This window comes from Cereibacter sp. Soil_C_27 (genome assembly GCF_057657095.1).
On sequence record NZ_JBDGJD010000002.1, the window covers coordinates 322,328 to 347,280 of the forward strand.

Below are 24,953 nucleotides of genomic sequence, written 5' to 3' on the forward strand. Positions count from 1 at the left end.
GCGCGGTGATCCCGCCCGATCGCATCCACCGACCCAAATGCCAAGCCCGCGCATCAGGCGGCTCGGGCGCCGTAGGGGATGCCCATCCCGGAGAGGGCGGGCGCTTCGTGTCCCGGCCACTCGGCAGGCGGGGGCCCTGCGTCGAGGGTGAAATAGCCGATCACCTCCTGCAGCCGCTGCGCCTGACCGGCCAGCGTGCTTGCCCCGCCCGACAGCGCATCGGCGGCGGAGGAGGTCTGCTGCGTCACCCCATCGAGCTGCTGGATGGCGAGCGCCACCTGCGCCGCGCCGGTCGCCAGCTCGCGCGAGGCAACCGAGATGTCGGTGACGAGGTTGGAGGTCGTCTCGATATCCGGCACCAGCCCGTCGAGCCGGTCGCCCGCCTCGGTCGCGGCGCGCAGCGTGCTCATCGACAGCGAGGCGATGTCGGCGGCGGCGGTCTGACTGCGCTCGGCCAGCTTGCGCACCTCCGAGGCCACCACGGCGAAGCCCCGGCCATGTTCGCCCGCCCGCGCGGCCTCCACCGCGGCGTTCAGCGCCAGGAGGTCGGTCTGGCGGGCGATCTCCTGCACCACGAGGATCTTGGTGGCAATCGATTCCATCGCCTGTACCGCGCCCGAGACGGCGGCGCCGCTGTCGCGGGCGCTGCTGGCCGATTGCTGGGCGATACGCTCGGTCTCGGCGGCATTATCGGCGCTTTGCCGGATGTTGGCCGCCATTTCCTCCACCGCCGCCGAGGCTTCCTCGGTGGCCGAGGCCTGCTGGTTGGCGCCCTGCGACAACTCCTGCGAGGTGCTCGCGATCTCGGAGCTGCCCGCCGCCACCTCGCGCACCACCGAAGACACTTCGCCGACCACGGCGCGCAGCTTCTCCGTCATCGTGCCGAGCGAGCGCAACAGATCGCCGATCTCGTCGCGCCCCTCGGCTGTCGCGCTGACCGCCAGATCGCCCGCGGCAACGCGGCGGGTCACGGCCAGCGCCGAGCCAAGGCCCTGCGAGATCGACAGGATGATCCAGGCGGCGGCGCTGATGCCGAGCAGGGTGGCGGTGCCGATCAGCGCCATCAGCGTCTGCACCGCGTTGGAATAATCCAGCCCGGCCTTGGTCACCGCGCGCTGCACATGGCTGAGATGCGCCTCGCGGATCGCGTCGGTGCTGGCCTCCATCTCGCGCATCCTGGGTTCGGACTGGGTCTTCAGCGCCGCGCGGGCCTCTTCGTGGAAGTCCTGACCCGCCAAATCGATGACGCGGGCGTTGATCGGGCCGACTTCCTTCCAGACAGCCTCGTAACTGTCGAGCGCGGCGAGGTCGTCGGGTTCGGAGATGGCGCGCAGGGCGTCGAACTCCTGCTGCATCCGGCTGCCGATCTCGGCGATCCGGGCCGCGAGTTTCTCGCGCTGCATGCCGGTTTCGGCCAGCAGCACATCGCGGAGCGCGACGCGGAACTGGGTCTGGGCCGCGGCGAGATGTTCGCTGCGCAGCACCTGCGCCAGATCGGTCTGAACGAAACGGTCCATGCGTTGATTCATCTTTCCAAGCTCGCCGATCGCCAGCCAGATGGCCGCCCCCGCGAGCAGGAAGATGAGGCCGAAGGTCGCCCCGAGCTTGGTCTTGATCGTGAGTCGCATGCCGTCTCCCTGCCGATGCGCGAAGGCAGGATCGCCCCCCGCTCGGGCGATCTTGCGGCACGGGGCTGAAGGAAGCGTTAGCGACCGGCCCGTCAGGCCGAGACCTGCTCGCGCAGGATGGCCGCCGTCATCGAGATCATCAGATAGATGCCCGCGAAGATCAGCATTGTGACCAGCGTGTTCTCGAAGGCGCGGGGGTAGGTGGCCGCATCGGGCACGATCGGCTTCACCGAGAGCGACAGGTAGCGCGTCTGCCGGTTCGCCTCCACCCGCGCGGTCTCCAGCGACTGCAGCGATTGCGCGAGCATCAGCTGCCGCGTCGCCACGTCGGACTGCGCCACCAGGAGCTCGCTCTGCACCTTGGCGAGCGAGAGGCCGTTGGCGCTGTCTTCGGTCAGCCGCGCCCGCACCGTCGCCGCCTCGGCCTCCAGCGCGGCGATGCGGCGGCGGACCGGCTCCATCCGGGCGGCGTTCGGGCTTGGGTTCGACTGCATCTGCTGCAGCGACAGCCGCTCGGTGGTCAGCTGCGTCTCCAGCGTGCCGAGCTGGGTGGTGATGAGCCCGAGCTCGACCTCGGAGGAGAGCACCTTGAAGCGCTCCTGCAGCTCCACCACGCGGCGTTGCGCCTCGAGCATCCTGGCCTCGGCCTCCTCGTAGCTGGACCGTGCGCCCGACATCTGGTCTTCGCGCATCCGCTGGGTCAGCTGATCGACCTGCTCCTCGGCATAGGAGATCAGCGCGGTGGCGAAGCCTGCGGCCAACGTGGGATCGGCGGCGATCACCTCCATCTTCACGATGCCCTCGGTCGGGTCGTAGGCGATCTTCACGTTGCGCGCATAGAGCTTGTAGGCCGCCTCGACGCTGGCATCGGCCGCGAGGCGCTGGATCGGGTCGATGCCGGGCTGGCTGAAATGGGCGCGAAAGCCCATGTCCTCGTCCAGCCGGATCATCGCCTCGCGCGATTGCAGATAGCCCTGCACCGCGATGCTGTCCTGCGCGGTGGCGAATTGCGTGCCGCTGAGCAACCCGCCCAAGGCGCCGGAAGACGGGTTCTCGGCCTGCTGGATGACGAATTCGCTCTTGGTGGCGAAGAAGGGGGTGGCCACGGCGTAGTAGTAATAGCCCGCGAGGATCGTCGGCAGCAGCACGAAGAAGGCGAGCCGCGCGCCGAGCAGCGCCATCTTGCGGCGGCGGCGGCGAGCGATGTCCTGCTGGATGCGCAGGATGTCGGCCGCGTGGCTGGTCTCGGCCCGGGCATCCGGCGCGGGCAGGCGCGCCGGCTTCACCGGCCGGGGCAGGGCGCGGTCTTCCTGCACCGCCAGCGCGCGTGAGGGCTCCGTCGGCTCGCCGTCGGAGGCGACCAGCTCCAGCACGGTGCTGCGGCGGAACGGGTCGATCCCGGCCTTGCGCAACAGGCGCACCGCGTCGAAATCCGAAGCCGCGGGCAGGTTGTGGCGCTGCGCGATGTGGCGCGCCATGCGCAGCTGCCGCCCGGTCAGCCCCTCGCGCCGGATGGCATCGATCTCGGTCGGCAGGCTGTCGTCGCCGCGGGCGGTGGCGAAGGGCTGCTGGCCAAGGCCATCCTCGGCGGGCGTGTCGAACAGACCATCCTCCGCCGCCTCGGGCAGCGGATCGGGCTTGCGGGTGCGGAAGCGCTTAACCTTGAGCTTCGTAGTCATAGAGACGTTTCGCTTCTTCAAGGGTGTCGAACATGTAGAGCTGGCCGTGGCGCAGCACGGCGGCGGAGCGGCAGAATTTCTCGAGCGTGGCGGCCTGATGCGAGACGACAACCACGGTGCTGTTGCGCAGCCGCTCGCGCAGGATGCCGCCGGCCTTGCGGTTGAAGGTGACATCGGTGGTGGCGGGCATGCCCTCGTCGATCAGGTAGATGTCGAACTCCAAGGCCAGCATCAGCGCGAAGGAGAAGCGCGAGCGCATGCCCGAGGAATAGGTGCCGACCGGCATGTCGAAGTATTCGTCGATGTCGCAGAGCCAGCGGCAGAAGCTTTCGACATAGTCGGGGTCGAGCCCGTAGAGCCGGGCGATGTAGCGGGCGTTTTCCGTCCCGCTGTGCTTGCCCATCACCCCGCCCATGAAGCCGAGCGGGAAGGAGATGCGCGAGGTGCGGGTGACGCTGCCTTCGTCGGGTTTCTCAAGCCCCGCCATCATGTTGATCAGCGTGGTCTTGCCGGTGCCGTTCGGTGCGAGGATGCCCAGGGAATTGCCGAGCTCCACCCTAAAGGAGGCACGGTCGAGGATCACCTTGCGCTGGGTGCCGGTCCAGAAGGATTTGCTGACGGTCTCGAACTCGATCATGCCCCGCCTCTGGCCCCTGCCGCGCTCCACCCGCTTCTAGCGCAGATTGGTTAACCATTGCTTTTGCTTGGTCTATTCCGGCATCTGGGCAGCATTATGTCGCGCGTGGGGCGTCTGACAACTCAGATCTGTCGCCGCGGGGTGCGGCGCGGTAGCAGCATGGCGAGAGGCCCGGCGAGCAGGCTGAGCGCGAGGCCGAGCCGCGCCGCCTCCTGCATGGCGCCGCCAGGCAGGGCGCGCTCCAGCGCCAGAAGTGGCACGGTGAAGCTCATCCCCGAGATCAGCGCGATCACGACCATGTCGCGCGCCCTGACCCCGGGCGGCAGGCGGCGGTGCAGGAGCCGGGCGAGCCCGAGCCCGCCCGCGAGGATTCCCAAGGGCTTGCCGACCCAGAGCGCGCCGAGCAGGATGCCCGTGGTCGGGGACAGCGCCAAGAGATCGACGCCGCCTCGGGTCAGCCCGAAGAGGAAGAGCACGGCAGGCACCGCGCGCACCATCAGATGCGCGAGGCGGTTGAGCGGGTCGGTCAAATATTCCTCGGCCTGGGCGAAGAGGCCGAAGGCGCGGTCGGCATGCGGGATGGCGGGCAGGATCGGTAGCAGCCCGAGAGCAGGCGGCAGACCCGACGCGGCGACGCCGAGCCACGAGAGCAGCCCCGCCAGCGCATAGGGCCAGAGATGCATCGCGCGCTGTACCCGCCGCTCGCTGGCCCTGGGACCGGGATCGCGGCCGACCAGCAGCCAGACGGTGACGGAGGCGACAAGCGGCAGGGCGAGCCACAGGAGGCGCAGGCCGCCACCGGGATAGGCGAGGCCCAGAAGCAGCAGCGCGATGATGTCGGCGCCGACGGTCATGGTCAGCAGCACATGCAGCGCCGGGTGATTGGCGCCGAAGACCGCGCGCCCCACAATCCAGGCCAGCACCACGTCGCCGCCAAGCGGCACCGGCCAGCCGCCGAAGGGCTGCGCCTCCTCCGCCGTCTGGAAGAGCGCGGTGAGGATCAGCCAGACCGCCACCGCGCCAACGAGACCGCCGAGCATCGCCAGCAGCGGCACGCCGGTGCGGGGGCCACGCAGGGCGCCGCGTTGCAGGACGAGGGCCTCCCAGAGCTCCTTGCCGACGACGAAGAGGAAGAGCGACATCAGCACGTCCGAGGTCAGGTCCATCGGCGTCAGGCTGATCGGGAGCGGGCTGATCCAGCGCGGCAGCGGCAGGTCGGCGAGGCGGAATTCGATGCTATCGTAATAGGTTGCCGGAGACAGGTTGACCCAGAGCGTCGCGAGGACGGCTCCGGCGAGAAGCGACCAGCCGAAATTGCGCAGAAAGGGCGAGACACGATACATGGGACAGCTCCGACAGCGAGTCGGGCCATAGACCCGGCGCGGGGCCGCTGCAACGGCAGCGGCATGCATCGGCGGCGGGGTGTTGCCGGCGGGCACATCAGACACGATATGTTGCGCGATGAACCGCCGAAATGCCCTCTCCGACGCTATAGAAGCCTGCCGATTGTGCGCGCCGCGCTTTGCCGCGACGGCCACCGCGCATGAGCCGCGCCCGGTGCCGTGGTTTCGCGCCTCGGCACGGCTGCTGATCGCCGGGCAGGCACCGGGGGCGCGTGTGCAGGCGATCGGAGAGCCGTTCCGCGATGCCTCGGGCGACCGACTGCGGCTGTGGACGGGGCTCTCGGAGGCGGAGTTCTATGACCGGGAGCGGGTGGCGATCGTGCCGATGGCCTTCTGCTTTCCGGGATACGATGCGAAGGGTTCGGACCTGCCGCCACCGCCGATCTGCGCCCGCACATGGCATGCACGGGTGATGCACACTCTATGCAGACGCGAGCTGACGCTGGTGGTGGGCGGGGCGGCGCAGCGTTGGCATCTGGGGACGCGCTCCGTCACCGAGACGGTGGCCGATTGGCGCGCCCATCTGGCGCAGAGCCGCGCCTTTCCCTTGCCGCATCCGTCGTGGCGGACTACGGGATGGCTGAAACGCCACCCGTGGTTCGAAACCGAGCTGCTGCCTGCGCTCCGTGCCGAGGTGCGCGCCGTGATGGAGATGACATGACCGCTCTCGATACCGCCCATGCCGCGATGGAAGCCGCCCCCGAGGATGACGCCGCACGGCTCGCTTTCTACGAGCGGCTGGCGGATGGCGAGCTGTTCCTGCTGCTCGAGACCGAGGCCGAGGGCGAGGTGCTGACGCCGAAGGTCTTCGATCTGGAGGACGGGCCGGTGGTTCTGGTCTTCGATGCCGAGGACCGGCTGTCGGCCTTCACCGGGATTCCGGCGCCCTATGCGGCGTTGCCGGGGCGGGTGGTGGCGGCGCATCTGGCGGGCAAGGGGATCGGGCTGGGGCTGAACCTCGGCACTGCGCCCTCGTCGATGCTGCTGCCTGCCGAGGCTGTGGACTGGCTCGCCGAGACGATCCTGCACGGGCCGGACCAGCTGGAAGCGCTGCCCGAAAGCTTCCACGCCCCCGCGGTGCCGGAGCGGCTGCTGAGCGGGCTCGACGCCAAGCTGGCGCGGGCCGGCGGCATGGCGAGCCATGCGCTGCTGGCGGGCGTCACCTATGAGGGCGGGCGGCGCGGGCATATGCTGGCGTTCGTCGATGCGCCGCTGGCGGCGGAGGCCGCGCTGGCACGGGCGGCGGCGGAGGCGCTGACCTTCTCGGGCGTCGAGGCGGGCGAGATGGATGTGACCTTCCTTGCGGCGCAGGACCCGGCGACGGCGGCGATGCAGCGGGTGGCGCTGCGCTTCGATCTGCCGGTGATCGAGGCGCCGGAGCCCGCCCAGCCGCAGGCGCCGGGGATGGACCCGAACCGCCCGCCGATCCTGCGCTGAAGGGCAGAGGCACCGGGAATCACGATTTCCGGTGCCGGGGCAGGGCTTGCGGATGGGGTATTATGATACCGTTTTTTCAAGCTGTTGATCGGAAAGGGATTTATCCAGCTTTCGCCCCTTGACTGGATGCGCCAGATGAACGAAATACCCCCATCCGAATTCGCGGGGGCTGTCCCTCGCATCACTGCATGGGATTCCAGATGAAAACCTTCACCGCTACCCCGGCGGATATTCAGAAGAAATGGATCCTGATCGACGCCGAAGGCATCGTTCTGGGCCGTCTTGCGACCATCGTCGCGAATATCCTGCGTGGCAAGAACAAGCCGACCTTCACGCCGCACATGGACATGGGCGACAACGTGATCGTCATCAACGCCGACAAGGTGCAGATGACCGGCAACAAGCGCGCCGACAAGCGCTACTACTGGCACACCGGCCACCCGGGCGGGATCAAGTTCCGCACCGCGGCTCAGGTGCTGGACGGTGCTCACCCCGAGCGCGTCGTGGTCAAGGCCGTCGAGCGGATGATCACCCGCAACAGCCTCGGCCGTCAGCAGATGACCAACCTGCGCGTTTACGCCAGCGCCGAGCATCCGCATGAAGCGCAGCAGCCCACCGTTCTCGACCTCAAGTCGCTGAACCCGAAGAACACCCGGAGCGCCTGAGCATGTCCGACATCAAATCCCTCGATGACCTGAAATCGGTCGTCTCCGAGGCTGCGGTCGCTGTCGAAGCAGCCATCGTCCGCGCCCCCGTCCGCGACAAGCTGGGCCGCTCCTACGCGACCGGCAAGCGCAAGGACGCCGTCGCCCGCGTCTGGATCAAGCCGGGCTCCGGCAAGGTCGTCGTCAACGGCAAGACCATGGCGGAATACTTCGCCCGTCCGGTGCTGCAGATGATCCTGCGCCAGCCGTTCACCGTCGCCGGTGTGGAAGGCCAGTTCGACGTCTTCGCGACCGTCGCGGGTGGTGGTCTCTCGGGTCAGGCCGGTGCGGTCAAGCACGGCATCTCCAAAGCGCTGCAGCTCTATGAGCCCTCGCTGCGCGCTGCGCTCAAGGCCGCCGGCTTCCTGACCCGCGACAGCCGCGTCGTGGAACGGAAGAAATACGGCAAGGCGAAAGCCCGCAAGAGCTTCCAGTTCTCGAAGCGCTGATCTTCAGCCGATTTGCAGAAAGGCCCGCCTCGCGCGGGCCTTTTCATTTGTATCTCGGCCTGCGGGTGCCGATGCTGCGCCGACGAGCATTCGGAGACCGCCATGCATTCCGACACCGGCACCTGCGCCGTCTGCGGCAAGACCTTTCCCCGCGCGGGCATGCGGTCGGTGGGCGATCTGACCCCCTCGATCCGCGCGTCGATTCTGGCCGAGGGGCATCAGCTTGAGCCGGATGCGCTGATCTGCCGGACGGATGCCGCGCGGTTCCGCAGGCGGCATCTGGAAGAGCTGCTGCAATCGGAGCGGGGCGCGCTGACGCGGCTGGACAGGGTGGTGCTCGACAGCCTGCAATCCGGGCTGCCGGTGGCGCAGGAGGTCGGCACCTCCGAGGACGAGCCTCGCAGCTTCGGCGAGAAGGCCGCCGACGGGCTGGCGCGGTTCGGCGGCTCCTGGGCCTTCATCATCGGCTTTGCCGTGGTGCTGGTGGGGTGGATGGCGCTGAACGTGTCGGGGTTGGTGTTCGGTGCCTTCGATCCCTATCCGTTCATCCTCCTGAACCTCGTGCTCTCGAGCCTTGCGGCCCTGCAGGCGCCGATCATCATGATGAGCCAGCGGCGGCAGGAGGAGAAGGACCGCCAGCGGTCGGAGAACGACTACAAGGTGAACCTGAAGGCGGAGCTCGAGATCCGCCACCTGCATGACAAGATCGATCTGCACCTGACCCGGCAATGGGAGCGGCTGGCGGCGATCCAGCGCTTGCAGATCGAGCTTCTGGAGGACAGCCGCGAAGGGCGCGGCTAGGCAAAAAAAGGGGCCAGGTTGCCCCGGCCCCAGTGGGGAAGCGGACGGCGGGGGTCAGCCCTGCCAGAAGGGTTTCTCAGCCTCGAGTGCGGCGGCGCGCTCGCTCAACCCGATATCCTTGAGCAGATGCGGATCGAGGCGCGAGAGGCTGACGCGGGTCTGGCGTCGGGTCTCCCAGGCGAGCACCGTCAGGGCGAGCGAGAACAGCGCACGCGATACCAGCGGCATCGGGCGGTTCAGGTTCAGGCCGGGGGTCATCGGAAGGGAGCGTTGCATGGGACACCTTTTGTATTGATACAATCAACCGCATCAAGTAGGGTAAGTATACAATATCGCGGCAATCCGAGCTAGAAGAACATTGTGACTGATACAATCTGGCAGCCAAACCTCGCACAATATCCCGGGCCGAAGTATCTCGCCCTGACCCGAGCCCTGCGCGAGGCGATCCGGGCGGGCGACCTTGCGCCGGGAGCGCAATTGCCGACGGTGCGGGAACTGGCCTGGCAGATCGGGGCGACCCCGGGGACGGTGTCGCGCGCCTATCAGATGGCGACGCAGGAGGGGCTGCTGGCGGCGACCGTGGGGCGAGGCACCTTCGTTGCGGCCTCGGCGCCGCGGCTGGGGCCGACGCAGGCGCTGTTCATGGACCGCGACCCGCTGGCGATCAGCACGCTGGTCGACATGCGTGCGCCGCATCTCCCCGAGGTGGGGCAGGCCGAGGCCTTTGCCACTGCCATGCGCCGCGTGGCCGAGGGGATCGGGCCGGACTATCTGGAATACAGCTCGCAACGCCGCGAGGCGCCGCTGCGGGCGGCCATTGCCGAATGGCTGTCGGACCGGGTGCTGGGCAGCTTCACCCCCGACGACATCGCGCTGACCCATGGCGGGCAGAATGCCATCGGACTGGTGATGCTCTGCTGCCTGCGCGGCGATCGTCCGGTGGTGCTGATCGAGGATCTGGCCTATCCGGGCTTCCGCCATTCGGCGCGGCTGGCGCGGGCCGAGGTGGTGGGGGTGGAGCTGGATCAGCACGGGCTCAGGCCCGACGCGCTGGAGGCCGCCTGCCGCCGCTACGGGCCGCAGATCCTCTGCATGACCACCGAGGCGCAGAACCCGACCACGGTGCGGATGCCCGAGGCGCGCCGTGCCGAGATCGCCGAGATCGCCCGGCGGCACGAGATGCAGATCATCGAGGACGACTGCTATTCGGTGGCTGAAAGCACCTGGCCTGCGGTACGGGCGCTGGCGCCGGAGCGGACGTGGTATGTCGGCAGCCTGTCCAAGAGCATCTCGGCGGCGCTGCGCTTTGGCTATATCGTCTGTCCGACGGGCATGGGGCAGGCGGGGCGGCTGACGGCACAGCATTCGTTCTTCGCGCTGGCCCGCCCGGTCTCGGACCTCTGCCGCGAGCTGCTGACCTCGGGCGTTGCCGCCGATCTGAAGCGGCGGGTGCAGGGCGAGTATGGCGACCGGCTGCAGGCCATCGTCAACGCGCTGGGGGCCTTCGATCTGGCCTGGCAACCCGGTCTGCCCTTCGTCTGGCTGAACCTGCCCTCGGGCTGGCGGGTCTCCACCTTCGCGCGGATGGCCGAGGCCGAGGGGGTGCTGGTACGCTCGGCGGACGAATATGCGCTGGTGCATGGCCGCTCGCCCAATGCGGTGCGGCTGGCGATTGCGGGGGGCATTTCGCGCGCCCAGCTGGACCAGGCGCTGGCCAAGCTCGCGGGTCTGCTGTCGCGCCCGCCTTCCGATCTCGCGGTCTGACTGTGGCCGCCAGGACTCGCCCGCCGGAATAGCGCAAGCGCTTGATTGACGGTGAGATTCCGGGATGGCACCTTTTCGGTATCGAGTATTTTAGAAAAGAGATCCGAAAAATGGGACATCAGGCTGGATTTCATGCGCCGCATGGCGGCGGCGATTTTCTCGGGTTGCGCACGACGCGGCACGGCACCACCGAAATCGTCTATGACGACGGGGTCGCACGGCGCATGGTCTGGCGTGTTGCCCCCGACAGCGTGAACGAGGCCCGCATCTCCGACGCGCTGCGCGTCGCGGTCGGATCGATCCGCGTGGTGCCCGCGCTTTACGACGAGCTGAAGAAACGGGCAATCGCGATCGAACGCGTGGCGGGCTGAGGCCCGCACCTGCCTCTCCTGCCGTATGAAGCTTTTCTGACAAGCGGCTGATCATGCGGAAGAAACAGGCAAGACGCACCTGCGAGGGGCTCTTCGGCGCTTCCCCTGTCGCTCTGCCTCTTCCCGAGGCGCTTGCCGCAGAGTTTGCTGCCGAAACGCTTTACCTTTCGCGGCGACCTGTGCAATCAAAACGGCAGGGAAGCTTCCAGGGGGCATGATGGAACTGGGATCGCGATGGGACCGCTTCAAGCGGTCCGAGGCGGCGAGCGGGTATATGCTGGTCAGTCCGACCGCGCTCTATGCCATCCTGCTGCTGGCCGCGCCCTTGGGCACGATCATCCTCTACAGCTTTCTGACCGACGGCTATCTGGAGATCGTCCGCACCTTCACGCTGGCGAACTACCACGAGGCCTGGACCAACGAGCTCTACCGCGCGGTCATGCTGCGCTCGCTCGGCGTGTCGATGGCGGTGACGCTGGTGACGGTGGTGCTGGCCTTTCCGGTGGCCTATTTCGTCTCCTTCCACGTCGACCCCTCGCGCAAGTCGCTCTGGCTGTTCCTGATCACCATCCCGTTCTGGACCAGCTATCTGATCCGCGTCTTCCTGTGGAAGGTGATCCTCGGCTTCAACGGGGTGGTGAACTCGGGGCTGATGGGGCTCGGCATCATCGACGAGCCGCTGACCTTCATCCTCTACAACGTGAACGCGGTGGTCATCACCCTGGCCCATGCCTATGCGCCCTTCGCCATCCTGCCGATCTTCGTCGCCTTGGAGAAGATCGACCGCTCGCTGCTCGAGGCCGGGCAGGATCTGGGGGAGAGCCGCTTCATGACCTTCCTGCGGGTGACGCTGCCGCTGGCGATGCCCGGGGTGATCGCCTCGGTGCTGATCGTCTTCATCCCGACGATCGGCGATTACGTCACGCCGCAGCTCGTCGGCGGGCCGGAGGGGCGGATGGTGGCCAACCTGATCCAGCTGCAATATCTCAAGCTCGACAACTACCCGCTCGGCTCGGCCATCGCCGTCTCGGCGATGGGGATCGTGACCGTCGTCAGCCTGCTGTTCCTGTTCCTGAACCGCCGCTACCTGAAAGGGCCGAAATCATGAAGGGCGGCGGCTTTCGCATCTATGCCATCTGCTACCTGATCTTCCTCTACGCGCCGATCATCATCCTGCCGCTCTTTGCCTTCAACGACGCCACGGTGATCGCCTTCCCGCTGTCGGGCTTCACCACCAAGTGGTTCGCGGAGATGACGACGCAGCCGGCGCTGGGGCAGGCGGTGAAGAACAGCCTGATCATCGCGGTCTCGGCCTCGGTGCTGGCGACGACGCTGGGCGTCTTTGCCGCCCGCGCCTCGACGCGCTACGACTTCCGCTTCAAGGGCGGGATCATGGGGCTGATCATGCTGCCGCTGGTGCTGCCCGAGATCATCGTCGCCGTCTCGCTGCTGGTGGTGCTTTTGGGCCTCGGGGTGAACCTGTCGATCCTGACGGTGATCCTCGGCCATGTGCTGATCTGCACGCCCTTCACCATCGCCATCCTGTCCTCGGCCTTCCAGAGCCTCGACCGCTCGCTGGAGGAGGCCGCCTATGACCTGGGCGAGACCGCGGTCTCGACCTTCCGGCTGATCATCCTGCCGCTGGTGATGCCCGGCATCATCTCGTCGCTGCTGATCTCTTTCACCATCAGCCTCGACGAGTTCATCATCGCCTTCTTCCTCGCCGGGACCGAAGTGACCCTGCCGGTCTACATCTTCTCGCAGTTCCGCTTCCCGCAGGCGGTGCCCGTCATCATGGCGCTCGGCACCATCCTCGTCGGCATGTCGATCCTGCTCCTGACCATCGCCGAATATTTCCGCCGCCGCGGCCTCGCCCGCTCCGGCGCCAAGGATACCGGAGGCTTCCTGTGACCGTCGAGAAACCCACCATGATCGAGTTCCGCGACGTTCATAAATACTACGGCGACTACCATGCGCTGCGCGGCATCACTGCCAAGATCCGCGCGGGCGAGTTCTTCTCGCTGCTCGGCCCCTCGGGCTGCGGCAAGACCACGCTCCTGCGCACCATCGCCGGTTTCGAGGGCATCTCCTCGGGCACGGTGATGATCGACGGCAAGCATATGGAGGGGGTGCCGGCCAACAAGCGCCCCACCAACATGGTGTTCCAGAGCTACGCCATCTTCCCGCATCTGACCGTGGCGCAGAACGTGGGCTTCGGCCTGCGCCGCGCCAATCTGGCCAAGGACGAGCTTGCCCGCCGCGTCGGCGAGGCGCTGGAGATGGTGGGGCTGAAGGGATACGGCGCGCGCGCGGCCCATGCGCTGTCGGGCGGGCAGCGGCAGCGGGTGGCGCTGGCGCGGGCGCTGATCCTGAAGCCGAAGGTGCTTCTGCTGGACGAGCCGCTCTCGGCGCTCGACAAGAAGATGCGCGAGCAGATGCAGGTGGAGCTGATCAAGCTGCAGCGGCAGGTCGGCATCACCTTCATCCTCGTCACCCACGACCAGGAAGAGGCGCTGGTCATGTCGGACCGGATCGCGGTGATGTTCGAAGGCGAGATCGCCCAGCTCGCCGATCCCGAGACGCTCTATCGACGGCCCAATTCGAAGAAGGTCGCGGATTTCATCGGCACGATGAACTTCCTGCCCGCCGAGATCCTGTCGGAAGGCCCCGGCGGCATCGAGGTCGAGGCGCAGGGCCTCGGGCGCATGACCCTCGCCCCCGATCAGGCGCCGGGCGCTGCCTCGGGGCAGGGCGCCACTGTGGGCTTCCGCCCCGAGACGCTGACCATCCTCTTCGAGGGCCAGCCGACCGCCGACCGCGAGAGCATGGGGACGATCGAGGAAGTGGTCTATTACGGCGACATGACCTATTACGACGTCCGGCTCGACGGCACGGCCAGCCCGACGCGGATCTCGATGCGCAACGTCTTCGGCCGCCCGGTGCTCGACATCGGTGCCCGCGCCCGCATTGCCTGGAGCGCGGGGGCGCTGGTGCTGTTCCGCTGATCCGGTTTCTCCTGGCGCGACTGCTCAGGCCCGATCTGCGCGCCGCGCCTGCCGATCCGGGGCCAAGACTTTTGTCAAAAGTCTTGGCAAAATCCTTCTGAAGGATTTTGCGCCCAGAGGTCAGCGGTCGGGCGGCAGCAGGCCGAGGCCGCGCAGGTAGATGCCGATGCCGGCCTCCAGGAGATCCTCGGGCGGGAAGGGCGAGCGGGCGGCGGGGCCGCGGGCGAAGAGCTCCACCACGCCATGGCTCATCGCCCAGATATGCGCCGAGAACATCGCCGCGGGCGGGCGTTTCTCGGGTGGGATATGGTCCGACAGCCGCGCCGCCGCCCGTTCCAGCACGTCGCGCGCCTTCTGCGCCGCCAGCGCCAGATCGGGATTGGCCTGCATCGACAGGCCGCTTTCGAACATCGCCATGTAATGCCCGGGATATTTGCGCGCGAAGGCGAGATAGGCCCGGCCCGTCGCCTCGAAGGCCGCCAGCGCCGAGGGCTTGCCGTCGTCATAGGCGAATTCCATCAGCGCCGCGAAGATGTCGTAGCCCTGCCGCGCCGCCTCGGCGATCAGCTCCTCGCGGCCCGCGAAATGGCGGTAGACGGCGGCGGGCGTCACCTCGGCCACCTTGGCGGCTTCGGACAGGGTGAAGCCCTGCGGCCCCTTCTCGGTGATCAAGGCCAGCGCCGCCTCGACCAGCGCCTGCCGCAGGTTGCCGTGATGGTAGCCGCGCTTGGTCATTCCCGGCCGTCGTCGCTGCGGATCTCGGGCCCGCCGCAGATCGCGGGGTCGGGCGTGCCGATCAGGTCGGTGTCGCGGCCCTTGAACTCGACCTTGTGCAGCACGGTCTGGATCGCGGCGATGCGGGCGCGGCGCTTGTCATCCGAGCGGACCACCGTCCAGGGCGCTCTGGCGCTGTGGCTGCGCGCCAGCGTCTCGTCGATCATCGTGGTGTAGTCGTCCCATTTCTTCAGCCCCTCGATGTCGATCCAGCTGAGCTTCCACTGTTTCAGCGGATCCTGCTCGCGGGCGAGGAAGCGGCGCAGCTGTTCGGCGCGGCCGACGTTCAGCCAGAGCTTGACGAGGATGATGCCCTCCTCGACCAGCATCTCCTCGAAGGAGGGCAACTGGCAGAAGAAATGCTCGCGCTGCGCCGGGGTGCAGAAGCCGAAGACCGGCTCGACCACGCCGCGGTTGTACCAGCTGCGGTCGAAAAGCGCGATCTCGCCTGCGGCGGGCAGCCAGTCGATGTAGCGCTGGAAATACCACTGCGTCGCCTCGCGGTCCGAGGGCTTCGCCAAGGCCACGACATTGGCGACGCGCGGGTTGAGGTTCTCGCGGATGGCCGAGATCGTGCCGCCCTTGCCGGCGGCGTCGCGGCCTTCGAAGATGACCACGATGCGCTTGCCAGTTTCCTTCACGTCGGCCTGCAGCCGGGCGAGCTGGATCTGCAGCGCCTCCATCTGCGGCTCGTAGTGCTTGCGCTTCAACTCCTCGCGGTAGGGGTAGTCCTCGGCGAGGATCGCATTCTTGTCGGCGCCCTCGATGGATTTGCGCAGCCAGGCCGGCGCTTCCTTGCGGTAATACTGGCTGATCGCGCCGTCGAATGGCAGGTCCATCGGTCGTCTCCCTTGTTCAAACCGGCAGTATGGCGATTGGTCCGGTCAGCGCAATCCGGCGCGGGCGGCGGCGCGGTCGATGGCGGCGAGAACGGCGGGGGCGGCGACATGCTGCGGCATGTGGCCGACACCGGGCAGCAGCGTCAGATGCGCCCCGGGGATGAGCTTGGACAGCGGCTCGCCATGCACCTTGTGGGGCACGATGGTGTCGCCGGTGCCGTGGACGATCTCCACCGGCATCGGCAGCTTGGCATAGTTCGGCATCATCAGCTGCAGATAGGGCTTCAGGTTCGACAGCTGCTTGGCGTTGGTGCGGAAGCTGTCGCGGCGCAGCGACAGGCCGATGCCGATGTACTCGGCATAGCCCTCGGGGGCGGCCTGCGGGGCGAAGATCGCCTCGACCACCGGCTCGGTGCGCTCGGGGGCGACGAAGGCGGTGAGCAGCGGCACGATGGTGGCGCCGCCGAAATCGGAGGAGGTGATGGCATACATCGCGCCCAGCCCGCCGGGCCAGGGCATCGAGGCGCCCGAGACGATGACAAGCCCCGCGGTGTTGCCGGGATCTCGCAGGCCCCAGGCAAGCGCCACCGCGCCGCCGTAGCTGTGGCCGAGCACGATCGGGTTCGTCACCCCGAGCTGGTCCGCCGCGGCGCGCAGCGCATCGGCCTGCACCAGCGGGCTGAGCCCCTCCTTGCCCATATCGTCCGACCAGCCCATGCCGGGACGGTCGAAGGCGATGACGCGGTAGCGGTCCTTCAGCTGATCGACCAGCCGGAAGGTGAAGTCGCGGGTGTTGCCGGAGGCGCCGTGGATCAGCACGAGATCGGGGCCGGACCCTTCGACATGGGCGTGGATGGTGCGGCCATTGACCTGCAGCAGCTGGCCGGTCGGCGGATAGCGCGCCTCGGCCAGCGCCTCGCGGCTGGATGCTCTGGTGTCGACGGCGGCGGCACAGCCACCAAGAACCACTGTCGCCGCGATGAGGCTAGCGACCAATTTCGGCAATGTCATAGGGCGTTGACTGGTAAATCTCGTTGATCCAGTTGCCATATAGAAGGTGCGCGTGACTTCTCCAGCGATTGAGCGGCGGCATCGCGGGATTGTCATCCGGATAGTAGTTTTTCGGCACGTTGATCGCGGTGCCATTGGCCACGTCCCGGTCGTATTCCTGTTTCAGCGTGTCGCTGTCATATTCGAAGTGATTGAAGATGTAGAGCGCGCGGTGATCCGGATCGGCCACCAGACAGGGGCCGACCTCGTCGGAGCCGAGCAGGGTCTGCAGCGCCGGGGCGCGGTCGATCTCGTCCTGCTTCATCTCGGTCCAACGGCTGACCGGGATGACGAAATCATCCGAGAAGCCGCGCAGGTAGGGCGAGGTGGGATCGACGTTGCGGTGGCGGAAGCAGCCGAAGGCCTTGTGGTCGAGGATGTGCTTCTGCACGCCGTGGAAGTGGTTGATCATCGCCATACCGCCCCAGCAGACGCCGAAGGTCGATTGGACGTTGCTCTGGGTCCAGTCCATCACCTCGCGCAGCTCGTCCCAATAGGTGACCTCCTCGAAGGGCAGGTGCTCGATCGGGGCGCCGGTGATGATCAGGCCGTCGAACTTCTCTTCCTTCACCTCCTGGAAGGGGCGGTAGAAGGCGGCCATGTGCTCGGCGGCGGTGTTGCGGGTCTGGTGTTCGGTCATGCGGATCAGGTGCAGGTCGATCTGCAGGGGCGTCGCGCCGATCAGCCGGGCGAACTGGTTCTCGGTCTGGATCTTCTTCGGCATGAGGTTGAGGAGCGCGATCTTCAGCGGGCGGATGTCCTGCCGCGCCGCCCGTTCGGGCGACATGACCATGACGCCCTCGCTGCGGAGAACGTCGAAGGCGGGCAGGGTTTCGGGCAGCTTGATCGGCATGGCGGCTCCTCGGGGCGGGCGGCGTATCTAGGCGATGGTCTGGCGGGTTTCCAGTGCCTGGGCAATGAGATCGGTAAAGCCTGCGGCATCGCGGACCTCGGCGACCTCTTCGGCGGTGACGGTCAGACCCCAGCGCGCCATGGCGGCATAGCGCGGCTGGCGGTGGGTGAGGGCGCGGGCATAGGTCCAGCGCACGAAGGCGTCGGGATCGACCTCGGCCTCGGTCACGTCATGTTCGGCGAGATAGGCGGCCCAGGCCTCGAGCAGGAACTGCGGCTGGTAATACATCGGCTTCGGCGCGCGGTCGAAGCGGCGGATCAGCTCGTCGGTGTGGCTGTCGGAGCCCTTGATCCAGACCATCAGCAGGTTCTGCGACAGCGCCGTCATCACCGGATCGGCGGGATTGTCGGCATCAACCACCTCGCAGATCGACCCGCCAGAGTCGCAGACGAAATTGTCGTAGCCGTAGATGTCATGCGCGCGGCCGATGAAGCGGGGGGTGTCCAAGAGCGCGTGGATCTCGGCCTCGCGGTGCTGGTCCTGCCGGAGCTGGTATTCGGCAAAGAGCAGGCCGCCCCTCTCGGGGTCGCCGGGCTTGCCGAGATAGGTGGAGAGCGGGGCGAGATTGTCGAAGGTGATGTTCGAGGCGATGTAGACGGAATCCGTCATCAGGAGCTCGCGCAGGAAGGGCACGCGCATCGCTTCGCGCTTGAAGTTGTCGGCGATGAACTCGCCCATGTAGCGGGTGCCGATGCGGTAATCGACCGAGTAGTGGAACCAGCCGCCGCTGTCGCGCAGCAGGTTCGAGACATGGGTCTTGCCGAGGCCGGACATGCCGAACAGCAGGACGCGCTTTTCCCGCGATGCGCGCCAGTCCGTTGCGGAAGAATAGATCATTGCCTGCCCCCTCGTGCCTCGGCCCCTGTTAGCGCGGGGCGGGGCCGAGTTCACGCGAAAACATGCGCAGCACGCGCCCGTCGAGCGTCAGCAGCCCGAGGCCGAGCAGCGCGAAGCCGGCGAAGGCGCGCAGGGGCAGCGCCTCGTCGAAGATCAGCGCGCCCGCGACGATGGCGACAGGGGCGACCAGCAGGGTGACGAGGCTGAGGTTGCCGGCGCCGGCCATGGCGAGCACCCGGTAGTAGAGCAGGTAGGCCACGGCGGTGGAGATCACCGCGAGATAGCCGAGAGAGGCCCAGATCGGCAGGCTGTGCGCGAGGCTCGGCGGCCCGTCGATCAGCAGGGCCGCGGGCAGCATGACCAGCGTCGAGCCGGTCAGCATCCCGGCGGCGGCGACCTGCGGCGCGAGGCCGGTCAGCGCCTTGCGGGCGAAGGCCCCGGCGAGGGCGTAGGACAGGGCGGCGGCAAGGAGCGCCAGCTGCGAGACCGAGGTGAGGTCGAGCCGCAGCAGCGCCTCGGGGCCGATCACGGTGACGACCCCGGCGAAGCCCAGCAGCACCCCGGCCATGCGGCGCGGCGTCAGCCGCTCGTCGCGGAACAAGAGCGAGGCCACCAGCACGCCAAGGATGGCGGTGGAGGCGTTGAGGATGGCGGCGAGGCCGGAGGGGATGGTCAGTTGGCCCCAGGTGATCAGCGAGAAGGGGATGACGTTGTTCAGCAGCCCCATGACGAGGAAGGCCGCCCAGACCTTCGGCGCGCGCGGCAGGGGCAGGCGGCGCGCTGCGACCCAGAGCCAGAGGATCAGGCAGGCGCCGGCGACGCGGAAGGCGACGGTGGTGGCGACGCCGACCTCCTGCAGGGCGGCGCGGTTCGCCACGAAGGACAGGCCCCAGATGCAGGCAAGGAGCAGCAGCTCGGCCCAGGCGCGGGGAGAGAGGGATTTCTGCGCGGTCATCTGGCGGCTTTAGCAGGCGCGGCCCGTGGCGGCGACCCGGAAGCTGCGGCTTCGCAGCCGGGTGGAGAGGCGGGGGCCAAGGGGCGGCCCCCGCCGCTTCGGTCAGAAGCTGTAGGCGACGCGCAGGCCGAGGCCCACGGCGCTGTTGTCGTCGAAATCGGCGCCGACGCCGCGCGTGGTGGCGCCGCCCAGCTCGACATAGCGCACGCCGCCGGTGATCTTCATCGCCTCATGCGTGTAGGTCGCGCCGATGCCAATGGACTTGTAGCCATCGTTCGGGCCGAGGTTGCCGGTCAGATCGCCGGTCGAGGGCTCGTAGGAGGCGGTGATGGCGCCCGACCAGGCCTCGGTGAACTTGCGGCCGAGGCCGAGCGTGTAGGTGATGCGGTTCGAATCGTAGGCAACCAGCGGCACATCGGGGAAGTAGGCCTGGTAGAGCGTCGGGTTGATCACGAATTCCGACCATTCGACCCAGCGCACGGAGCCGAAGAGCAGGGTGTCGGCGGCGATGCCCGACTGGAATTCGAGGCTGACCGACTGCGGGATTGTGGTGTCGAAATCTTCCTCGAAAGTCTGGGTCGCGCCCAGGAAGGTGCCGCTCTCGGTGCCGGTCAGCGTGTGCTCGATGGCCGAGTTGTAGGTCAGCGAGACGCGGGCCGCGATCTCGGGCTTTTCCCAGGCGACGCCGACGACATAGCCGAAGGCGTAGTCCTTGTTGGTGTCGAGATCGTAGTCGATGCTGCCGGCTTCGGTGAAGGTGTTGAACAGGATGTTCACCTGCCCCTCGACCGACTGGGCCCGCAGGCCGCCGTAGACGGAGACGTTGTTCGGCATCTTGTAGCGCAGCAGCGCCGTGATCGCATTGGCGTTCAGCTCTGCCGTGGTGCCGGCAAGGGGATAGACCTCGTCCGCGCCATAGTCGACATCCGCGCCGATCGGCTGGTCGAGAATCAGCGCCAGATCCATGTTGGCGCCGAGCGCCTGCTTGTAGCCGAGCGCATAGGTGCTGAAATCGCCCGCCATGTCGCCCGACTGCAGACCGCTCACCGCGCCGCTGACGTCGGGCTTGGCATAGCCGTAGCTGAATTCCACATAGCGGCCTTCCTCGAACAGGATGCCGACGCTCTGCGTCGAGCGTTCGATATCGCCGGCGTGCAGCGCCGTAGCACTCGCGCCCAGCGCGAGCAGCCCCACTATAGTCACATGATTTTTCATTTTCCCCCCGGCAGTGCGACGTTCTGGCACAAGCGTAGGATGAGGGCCGCGAAACGGTCAATCAATGACGCGGCGTTACGGGCTGAACGGGCACCGCCTGTTGCAGCGCCGCCCGGTTTGCCGCGCGGATGTTGATCCAGTTGGCCAGGAGGATCAGCCCGCCGCCGAGGAAAACCAGCGAGTCCAATGCCTCGCCGAAGGCGAGCATCCCGACCATTGCCATCATCGGCAGGCGGCTGAAGTCGATGGTCACCACGATATTGGCCGAGGCGAGCGAGAGCGCCATCGTCAGGCACAGATGGGCGGTGACGCCGCAGAAGCCGATCAGCACCAGCCAAGGCGCGGACTCGGCGCTGGGGAGCGCCATGCTGCCATCGGCCATGGCGCAGATGACGCCGAAGCCGAGCTGCATCAGGGTCAACCAGAAGAGGATCGAGACGATGCTTTCGCCGCGGGTCAGCGCCTTGGTCATGATGATCGAGCCGGCAAAGCCCACGGCCGATCCGGCGGCGGCCAGAATGCCGAGATCGACATGGCCGAAGTCGGGGCGGGCGACGATGAGAATGCCGGTGAAGCCGAGGGCCGCGCAGAAGGCGCGCACCGGGGTGATGCGCTCGGCCAGGAACAGCGGGCCGAGCAGGATGACCCAGATCGGCGAGGTGAACTCCAGCGCGATCAGTTGTGCCAAGGGGATCAGGCCGAGCGCGAAGAACCACAGGTTCTGGCCGGTGAAGTGGAAGAGGTTGCGCAGGAAATGCTGGCCCAGCCGGTCGGCGCGGATCTCGCGCAGCCGCCCGGCGGCGCCTGCGACCGAGACAACGAGGATCAGCCCGACCAGCGAGCGCCAGGTCATGATCTCGAAGGTGTCGTGCAGCCCGGTCACCATGCGTCCCGCCACGGCCATCGTGGTGAAGGCGGTGATCGAGCCTGCCATCCAGAGGGCGGCGGCGAGGGGGCGATGGACTGGGGGCATGGCGGCGATCCGGGCGCAGGGGCCGAAGTCATCGCCCCCTGCGCCGGGAATGTCCAGACGTGGTGGCGCTCAGCCCTCGGTCAGCTCGAAGTCGCGGCGCACGTCGCGCGAGATGATGAACCAGACCGAGCCGCGGGTGCGGGCCTGATGCGCCTCGTAGGCGGGGCGGTCAGTCCAGATTTCGTCGACTTGCCAGACCAGTGGATCGTCAGTGGGCGTGATGTCGAATTTCTCGCAGCCCGCCTCGGCGCGGCTCAGGTCGATATGCTCCTGCACATAGCGCGCCACGGCATCGGCGTCGTCCTCGTTGGGACAGGTGAGCGTTCCGGTCAAAGTGATCCGTGCCATGGCGATCCTCCCAGTATCGTTGCCGAACAATTCGGCGCGGCTTCGGGGCATCTTGCAGAGCAAGACGAGGAGAGGCAATGCCGGAGGGGAAGAAGCCTGTGTCGATGGCGAGGGTCTCGCCATCGACAGTGCGCTGGAAAGCCTCGGCGCCGGGGGGCGGCAACGGGCTGGTCTCGAGCCTCGCGCCGGGAGTGGCGCGCGGTCAGATCATTCCCACTCGATGGTGCCCGGGGGCTTCGAGGTGATGTCGTAGGTCACGCGGTTGATGCCCTGCACCTCGTTGATGATCCGCGTCGCGGTTTCTCCGAGGAAGTCGTGGGTGAAGGGGTAGTAATCCGCCGTCATGCCATCGACGCTGGTCACCGCGCGCAGGGCGCAGGCATAGTCGTAGGTCCGCCCGTCGCCCATCACGCCGACGGTCTTCACCGGCAGCAGCGCGACGAAGGCCTGCCAGATCTCGTCGTAGAGATCGTGCTTGCGGATCTGGTCGATGAAGACGGCGTCGGCCTTCCTGAGGATCGCCAGCTTCTCGCGGGTGATCTCGCCGGGGCAGCGGATGGCGAGGCCGGGGCCGGGGAAGGGGTGGCGGCCGATGAAGCTGGCGGGCAGGCCGAGCTCGCGGCCCAAGGCGCGGACCTCGTCCTTGAAGAGCTCGCGCAGCGGCTCGACCAGCTTCATGCCCATCTTCTCGGGCAGGCCGCCGACGTTGTGGTGCGACTTGATGGTGACCGAGGGCCCGCCGGAGAAGCTGACCGATTCGATCACATCCGGGTAGAGCGTGCCTTGTGCGAGGAAGGTCGCGCCGCCGACCTCATGCGCGTGTTTCTGGAACACGTCGATGAAGAGACGGCCGATGGTCTTGCGCTTCACCTCCGGGTCCGAGACGCCTTCGAGGGCGTTCAGGAACAGGTCGGATTCATCTGCATGGATCAGCGGCATGTTGTAGTGGTCGCGGAACATGGTGACGACCTGCTCGGCCTCGCCCTGCCGCAGCAGCCCGTGATCGACGAAGACGCAGGTCAGCTGGTCGCCGATCGCCTCGTGGATCAGCACGGCGGCGACCGAGCTGTCGACGCCGCCGGAGAGGCCGCAGATCACCTTGGCGTCACCGACCTGCGCGCGGATCTTGGCGATGGCGTCCTCGCGATAGGCGCCCATCGTCCAGTCGCCGGTGAAGCCCGCCAGACGCACGAAATTCTCGTAGAGTTTCGCGCCCTTCGGGGTGTGGTGCACCTCGGGGTGGAACTGCACGGCGAAGAAGCGGCGCTCGGGGTCGGCGGTGATGGCGAAGGGGGCGTTGGGCGAGGTGCCGAACACCTTGAAGCCCGGCGCGATGTGCGAGACGTGGTCGCCATGGCTCATCCAGACCTGCTCGCGCCCGTCGGCGAACCAGCCGTCCAGCATGTCGAGCTTGTCGGTGGTCGGCGTCACGAAGGCGCGGCCGAATTCGGCGGTGCCGTGGCCGCGTTCGACCTTGCCGCCGAGCAGGTGCATCATCACCTGCTGGCCGTAGCAGATTCCGAGGATCGGCACGCCGAGGTCGAAGACCCCCGCGGGCGGCATCGGCGCGCCCTCGGCGAAGACCGAGGAGGGACCACCGGAGAAGATGATCGCCTTCGGCGCGAACGCGGCCAGAAAGGCATCGTCCACCTTGTTGAAGGGATGAATCTCGCAGAAGACATTCAGCTCGCGCAGACGGCGCGCGATGAGCTGGGTGACCTGCGAGCCGAAGTCGATGATGAGGAGGCGTTCATGCTGGTTCATGGGCCATGCCCATAGGGTTCCGCCCGGAAAATCGCAAGGGGAGTCGCGTGTGTAACTGCGCTTTCGCGCGGCGCCCGGAGCCTGTGCCGCAGCGCACAGCGGGCGCGCGGGGGCAATGGATGCGTCAGAGGCCGTTTTGTCCTAGATTGCCTGCAGGACAAGGAGAGCTGACATGAGCTGGAACCCCGCACTGGACCCCGACATTCCGCTCGGCGATGCCGTCGATGCCATCGAGACGGTGATCGTGCCGCGCGCCCGCGATCTGGGCGGCTTCGAGGTGCGCCGGGCGCTGCCCTCGGCGGCGCGGCAGATGGTCGGGCCGTTCATCTTCTTCGACCAGATGGGCCCGGCGGAGTTCTTGACCGGCAAGGGCATCGACGTGCGGCCGCATCCGCATATCGGGCTCGCCACCGTCACCTATCTGATGAAGGGCCGCATCCATCACCGCGACAGTCTCGGCACCGATCAGTGGATCGAGCCGGGCGCGGTGAACTGGATGATGGCGGGGCAGGGCATCACCCATTCCGAACGGATGGACGGGACGATGCTGCAGAAGCCGCATTCGCTGTTCGGGCTGCAGACCTGGGTGGCGCTGCCCAAGGACCGCGAGGATGACGCGGCGGCCTTCAGCCATACCGGCGCCGAGGCGCTGCCCTTCCTCGAGGGCGAGGGCAAGACGGTGCGGCTGATCCTGGGCGACGCCTGGGGCGAACGCTCGCCGGTGACGCTGCCCTCGGAGATGATCTACGCCGATGCCGCGCTGGAGGCGGGGGCGAGCCTGCCGATGCCGGACAATCACGAGGATCTGGGCGCCTATGTGCTGGGCGGGTCGGTGACCGTAGCGGGCGAGACCTATGAGGCGGGGCGCATGCTGGTGTTCCGTCCGGGCGACCGGATCACGCTGAAGGCCGGGGCGCAGGGCGCACGGGTCATGGTGCTGGGCGGGGCCACGCCGGACGGGCCGCGCTACATCTGGTGGAATTTCGTCGCCTCCTCGCAGGAGCGCATCGCCGCGGCCAAGGAAGCCTGGCGCGCGGGCGACTGGGCGCATGGCCGGTTCCGGCTGCCGCCGAACGACGATGCGGAGTTCATTCCGGCGCCGGATCGATGATCGCGAAATATCTTCCGGCCCCGCTTGACGCCGCCCGCGGGGCTGCGTAATACCCCCACACGTTCGAGCGGCGGCTTGGATGGCTACGCGGTTGTAGCTCAGTTGGTTAGAGTACCGGCCTGTCACGCCGGGGGTCGCGGGTTCGAGCCCCGTCAACCGCGCCACCATCCGCCGCCCGCCCGGACGTGAAGACTTCGGTCTTCGAGTGAAGAAATGTGCGGTTGTAGCTCAGTTGGTTAGAGTACCGGCCTGTCACGCCGGGGGTCGCGGGTTCGAGCCCCGTCAACCGCGCCACT

The 24,953-nt window shown here is 67.5% G+C and carries 26 protein-coding genes and 2 tRNA genes; 13 read left to right on the forward strand and 15 right to left on the reverse strand.

The annotated features are described in order from the left end of the window. Positions 1-53: 53 nt before the first annotated feature. From AC3A5Z_RS08485 to AC3A5Z_RS08500, 4 genes are all read right to left on the reverse strand, one after another. Positions 54-1,628, reverse strand: coding sequence for a methyl-accepting chemotaxis protein (locus AC3A5Z_RS08485; RefSeq protein ID WP_487518934.1), 1,575 nt, complete (start codon positions 1,626-1,628; stop codon positions 54-56). Between the two features lie 92 nt (positions 1,629-1,720). Further along, a complete protein-coding gene (locus AC3A5Z_RS08490; RefSeq protein ID WP_487518935.1) occupies positions 1,721-3,307 on the reverse strand; it encodes a KpsE/RkpR family capsule polysaccharide export protein in 1,587 nt (528 codons plus the stop codon). Beyond that, positions 3,285-3,944 (reverse strand): ABC transporter ATP-binding protein, encoded by a 660-nt coding sequence (locus AC3A5Z_RS08495; RefSeq protein ID WP_487518936.1) that lies wholly within the window; start codon positions 3,942-3,944, stop codon positions 3,285-3,287. Before AC3A5Z_RS08495 ends, AC3A5Z_RS08490 begins: the two co-directional genes overlap by 23 nt. Before the next feature lie 122 nt (positions 3,945-4,066). After that, complete coding sequence (locus tag AC3A5Z_RS08500; RefSeq protein WP_487518937.1) at positions 4,067-5,287, reverse strand: Na+/H+ antiporter NhaA; 1,221 nt, start codon at positions 5,285-5,287, stop codon at positions 4,067-4,069. Positions 5,288-5,405: 118 nt separating this feature from the next. On the opposite strand from AC3A5Z_RS08500, the gene AC3A5Z_RS08505 reads away from it, so the two are divergent. The 5 genes from AC3A5Z_RS08505 (at position 5,406) to AC3A5Z_RS08525 (ending at position 8,738) form a co-directional block, all read left to right on the forward strand. Beyond that, positions 5,406-6,008 (forward strand): uracil-DNA glycosylase family protein, encoded by a 603-nt coding sequence (locus AC3A5Z_RS08505; protein ID WP_487518938.1) that lies wholly within the window; start codon positions 5,406-5,408, stop codon positions 6,006-6,008. After that, entirely contained in the window at positions 6,005-6,784 is a 780-nt protein-coding gene (locus AC3A5Z_RS08510) for an SseB family protein (protein WP_487518939.1), read from the forward strand. The genes AC3A5Z_RS08505 and AC3A5Z_RS08510 overlap by 4 nt, the downstream gene beginning before the upstream one ends. A gap of 200 nt (positions 6,785-6,984) precedes the next feature. Beyond that, positions 6,985-7,449 (forward strand): 50S ribosomal protein L13, encoded by a 465-nt coding sequence (rplM, locus tag AC3A5Z_RS08515; RefSeq protein ID WP_487518940.1) that lies wholly within the window; start codon positions 6,985-6,987, stop codon positions 7,447-7,449. Between the two features lie 2 nt (positions 7,450-7,451). After that, entirely contained in the window at positions 7,452-7,937 is a 486-nt protein-coding gene (rpsI, locus tag AC3A5Z_RS08520) for a 30S ribosomal protein S9 (RefSeq protein ID WP_444666277.1), read from the forward strand. Positions 7,938-8,039: 102 nt separating this feature from the next. Continuing rightward, entirely contained in the window at positions 8,040-8,738 is a 699-nt protein-coding gene (locus AC3A5Z_RS08525) for a DUF1003 domain-containing protein (RefSeq protein ID WP_487518941.1), read from the forward strand. Between the two features lie 54 nt (positions 8,739-8,792). Here the strand turns inward: AC3A5Z_RS08525 and AC3A5Z_RS08530 are convergent, their stop codons facing one another. Beyond that, on the reverse strand, positions 8,793-9,014 hold the full coding sequence (locus AC3A5Z_RS08530; protein ID WP_487518942.1) for a DUF1127 domain-containing protein: 222 nt from the start codon (positions 9,012-9,014) through the stop codon (positions 8,793-8,795). 84 nt (positions 9,015-9,098) lie between these two features. Here AC3A5Z_RS08530 and AC3A5Z_RS08535 point away from each other — a divergent pair, with 84 nt between their 5' ends. The 5 genes from AC3A5Z_RS08535 to AC3A5Z_RS08555 all read left to right on the forward strand — a co-directional run bounded on the left by AC3A5Z_RS08535 (position 9,099) and on the right by AC3A5Z_RS08555 (position 13,878). Then, positions 9,099-10,502 (forward strand): aminotransferase-like domain-containing protein, encoded by a 1,404-nt coding sequence (locus tag AC3A5Z_RS08535; protein WP_487518943.1) that lies wholly within the window; start codon positions 9,099-9,101, stop codon positions 10,500-10,502. A 110-nt stretch (positions 10,503-10,612) separates the two neighbouring features. After that, entirely contained in the window at positions 10,613-10,873 is a 261-nt protein-coding gene (locus AC3A5Z_RS08540; RefSeq protein WP_487518944.1) for a hypothetical protein, read from the forward strand. Between the two features lie 217 nt (positions 10,874-11,090). Further along, complete coding sequence (locus AC3A5Z_RS08545) at positions 11,091-11,981, forward strand: ABC transporter permease (RefSeq protein WP_487518945.1); 891 nt, start codon at positions 11,091-11,093, stop codon at positions 11,979-11,981. Then, positions 11,978-12,784 (forward strand): ABC transporter permease, encoded by an 807-nt coding sequence (locus tag AC3A5Z_RS08550; RefSeq protein WP_136791983.1) that lies wholly within the window; start codon positions 11,978-11,980, stop codon positions 12,782-12,784. Before AC3A5Z_RS08545 ends, AC3A5Z_RS08550 begins: the two co-directional genes overlap by 4 nt. A 17-nt stretch (positions 12,785-12,801) precedes the next feature. After that, positions 12,802-13,878, forward strand: a complete 1,077-nt coding sequence (locus tag AC3A5Z_RS08555; RefSeq protein ID WP_487519596.1) for an ABC transporter ATP-binding protein — start codon at positions 12,802-12,804, stop codon at positions 13,876-13,878. Positions 13,879-13,998: 120 nt separating this feature from the next. Here the strand turns inward: AC3A5Z_RS08555 and AC3A5Z_RS08560 are convergent, their stop codons facing one another. The 10 genes from AC3A5Z_RS08560 to guaA all read right to left on the reverse strand — a co-directional run bounded on the left by AC3A5Z_RS08560 (position 13,999) and on the right by guaA (position 23,546). Continuing rightward, complete coding sequence (locus AC3A5Z_RS08560; RefSeq protein WP_487518946.1) at positions 13,999-14,613, reverse strand: TetR/AcrR family transcriptional regulator; 615 nt, start codon at positions 14,611-14,613, stop codon at positions 13,999-14,001. Further along, on the reverse strand, positions 14,610-15,491 hold the full coding sequence (ppk2, locus tag AC3A5Z_RS08565) for a polyphosphate kinase 2 (RefSeq protein ID WP_487518947.1): 882 nt from the start codon (positions 15,489-15,491) through the stop codon (positions 14,610-14,612). The genes AC3A5Z_RS08560 and ppk2 overlap by 4 nt, the downstream gene beginning before the upstream one ends. Before the next feature lie 45 nt (positions 15,492-15,536). After that, positions 15,537-16,502, reverse strand: coding sequence for an alpha/beta fold hydrolase (locus tag AC3A5Z_RS08570; RefSeq protein ID WP_487518948.1), 966 nt, complete (start codon positions 16,500-16,502; stop codon positions 15,537-15,539). Further along, on the reverse strand, positions 16,477-17,394 hold the full coding sequence (metA, locus tag AC3A5Z_RS08575) for a homoserine O-acetyltransferase MetA (RefSeq protein ID WP_487518949.1): 918 nt from the start codon (positions 17,392-17,394) through the stop codon (positions 16,477-16,479). The genes AC3A5Z_RS08570 and metA overlap by 26 nt, the downstream gene beginning before the upstream one ends. 27 nt (positions 17,395-17,421) lie before the next feature. After that, on the reverse strand, positions 17,422-18,291 hold the full coding sequence (locus tag AC3A5Z_RS08580; RefSeq protein WP_487518950.1) for an ATPase: 870 nt from the start codon (positions 18,289-18,291) through the stop codon (positions 17,422-17,424). Between the two features lie 28 nt (positions 18,292-18,319). Then, positions 18,320-19,246 carry a DMT family transporter gene (locus AC3A5Z_RS08585; protein ID WP_487518951.1) on the reverse strand — a complete coding sequence of 309 codons (927 nt, stop codon included), beginning with the start codon at positions 19,244-19,246 and terminating at the stop codon, positions 18,320-18,322. A 102-nt stretch (positions 19,247-19,348) separates the two neighbouring features. After that, positions 19,349-20,461, reverse strand: coding sequence for an outer membrane protein transport protein (locus tag AC3A5Z_RS08590; RefSeq protein WP_487518952.1), 1,113 nt, complete (start codon positions 20,459-20,461; stop codon positions 19,349-19,351). Positions 20,462-20,522: 61 nt separating this feature from the next. Further along, positions 20,523-21,434: a DMT family transporter gene (locus tag AC3A5Z_RS08595; protein ID WP_487518953.1), complete on the reverse strand. Its 912-nt coding sequence runs from the start codon at positions 21,432-21,434 to the stop codon at positions 20,523-20,525. Between the two features lie 69 nt (positions 21,435-21,503). Beyond that, complete coding sequence (locus AC3A5Z_RS08600) at positions 21,504-21,782, reverse strand: putative quinol monooxygenase (protein ID WP_487518954.1); 279 nt, start codon at positions 21,780-21,782, stop codon at positions 21,504-21,506. A 207-nt stretch (positions 21,783-21,989) separates the two neighbouring features. Then, positions 21,990-23,546, reverse strand: coding sequence for a glutamine-hydrolyzing GMP synthase (gene guaA / locus AC3A5Z_RS08605; RefSeq protein ID WP_487518955.1), 1,557 nt, complete (start codon positions 23,544-23,546; stop codon positions 21,990-21,992). A gap of 172 nt (positions 23,547-23,718) precedes the next feature. Here guaA and AC3A5Z_RS08610 point away from each other — a divergent pair, with 172 nt between their 5' ends. The 3 genes from AC3A5Z_RS08610 to AC3A5Z_RS08620 all read left to right on the forward strand — a co-directional run bounded on the left by AC3A5Z_RS08610 (position 23,719) and on the right by AC3A5Z_RS08620 (position 24,951). Continuing rightward, positions 23,719-24,657, forward strand: coding sequence for a pirin family protein (locus tag AC3A5Z_RS08610; RefSeq protein WP_487518956.1), 939 nt, complete (start codon positions 23,719-23,721; stop codon positions 24,655-24,657). 87 nt (positions 24,658-24,744) lie between these two features. Beyond that, positions 24,745-24,821, forward strand: a tRNA-Asp gene (locus AC3A5Z_RS08615). 53 nt (positions 24,822-24,874) lie between these two features. Continuing rightward, positions 24,875-24,951, forward strand: a tRNA-Asp gene (locus AC3A5Z_RS08620). Positions 24,952-24,953 lie beyond the last annotated feature (2 nt).

Bases quoted from the DNA above. Each gene is read 5' to 3' on its own strand.
- AC3A5Z_RS08580 (WP_487518950.1), bottom strand. From the start codon at position 18,291: ATGATCTATTCTTCCGCAACGGACTGGCGCGCATCGCGGGAAAAGCGC.
- AC3A5Z_RS08560 (WP_487518946.1), bottom strand. From the start codon at position 14,613: ATGACCAAGCGCGGCTACCATCACGGCAACCTGCGGCAGGCGCTGGTC.
- rplM (WP_487518940.1), top strand. From the start codon at position 6,985: ATGAAAACCTTCACCGCTACCCCGGCGGATATTCAGAAGAAATGGATC.
- metA (WP_487518949.1), bottom strand. From the start codon at position 17,394: ATGCCGATCAAGCTGCCCGAAACCCTGCCCGCCTTCGACGTTCTCCGC.
- AC3A5Z_RS08505 (WP_487518938.1), top strand. From the start codon at position 5,406: ATGAACCGCCGAAATGCCCTCTCCGACGCTATAGAAGCCTGCCGATTG.
- AC3A5Z_RS08525 (WP_487518941.1), top strand. From the start codon at position 8,040: ATGCATTCCGACACCGGCACCTGCGCCGTCTGCGGCAAGACCTTTCCC.
- AC3A5Z_RS08495 (WP_487518936.1), bottom strand. From the start codon at position 3,944: ATGATCGAGTTCGAGACCGTCAGCAAATCCTTCTGGACCGGCACCCAG.
- AC3A5Z_RS08510 (WP_487518939.1), top strand. From the start codon at position 6,005: ATGACCGCTCTCGATACCGCCCATGCCGCGATGGAAGCCGCCCCCGAG.
- ppk2 (WP_487518947.1), bottom strand. From the start codon at position 15,491: ATGGACCTGCCATTCGACGGCGCGATCAGCCAGTATTACCGCAAGGAA.
- AC3A5Z_RS08570 (WP_487518948.1), bottom strand. From the start codon at position 16,502: ATGACATTGCCGAAATTGGTCGCTAGCCTCATCGCGGCGACAGTGGTT.
- AC3A5Z_RS08590 (WP_487518952.1), bottom strand. From the start codon at position 20,461: ATGAAAAATCATGTGACTATAGTGGGGCTGCTCGCGCTGGGCGCGAGT.
- AC3A5Z_RS08585 (WP_487518951.1), bottom strand. From the start codon at position 19,246: ATGACCGCGCAGAAATCCCTCTCTCCCCGCGCCTGGGCCGAGCTGCTG.
- AC3A5Z_RS08530 (WP_487518942.1), bottom strand. From the start codon at position 9,014: ATGCAACGCTCCCTTCCGATGACCCCCGGCCTGAACCTGAACCGCCCG.
- AC3A5Z_RS08545 (WP_487518945.1), top strand. From the start codon at position 11,091: ATGGAACTGGGATCGCGATGGGACCGCTTCAAGCGGTCCGAGGCGGCG.
- AC3A5Z_RS08595 (WP_487518953.1), bottom strand. From the start codon at position 21,434: ATGCCCCCAGTCCATCGCCCCCTCGCCGCCGCCCTCTGGATGGCAGGC.
- AC3A5Z_RS08610 (WP_487518956.1), top strand. From the start codon at position 23,719: ATGAGCTGGAACCCCGCACTGGACCCCGACATTCCGCTCGGCGATGCC.
- AC3A5Z_RS08490 (WP_487518935.1), bottom strand. From the start codon at position 3,307: ATGACTACGAAGCTCAAGGTTAAGCGCTTCCGCACCCGCAAGCCCGAT.
- guaA (WP_487518955.1), bottom strand. From the start codon at position 23,546: ATGAACCAGCATGAACGCCTCCTCATCATCGACTTCGGCTCGCAGGTC.
- AC3A5Z_RS08485 (WP_487518934.1), bottom strand. From the start codon at position 1,628: ATGCGACTCACGATCAAGACCAAGCTCGGGGCGACCTTCGGCCTCATC.
- rpsI (WP_444666277.1), top strand. From the start codon at position 7,452: ATGTCCGACATCAAATCCCTCGATGACCTGAAATCGGTCGTCTCCGAG.
- AC3A5Z_RS08540 (WP_487518944.1), top strand. From the start codon at position 10,613: ATGGGACATCAGGCTGGATTTCATGCGCCGCATGGCGGCGGCGATTTT.
- AC3A5Z_RS08500 (WP_487518937.1), bottom strand. From the start codon at position 5,287: ATGTATCGTGTCTCGCCCTTTCTGCGCAATTTCGGCTGGTCGCTTCTC.
- AC3A5Z_RS08555 (WP_487519596.1), top strand. From the start codon at position 12,802: ATGATCGAGTTCCGCGACGTTCATAAATACTACGGCGACTACCATGCG.
- AC3A5Z_RS08550 (WP_136791983.1), top strand. From the start codon at position 11,978: ATGAAGGGCGGCGGCTTTCGCATCTATGCCATCTGCTACCTGATCTTC.
- AC3A5Z_RS08600 (WP_487518954.1), bottom strand. From the start codon at position 21,782: ATGGCACGGATCACTTTGACCGGAACGCTCACCTGTCCCAACGAGGAC.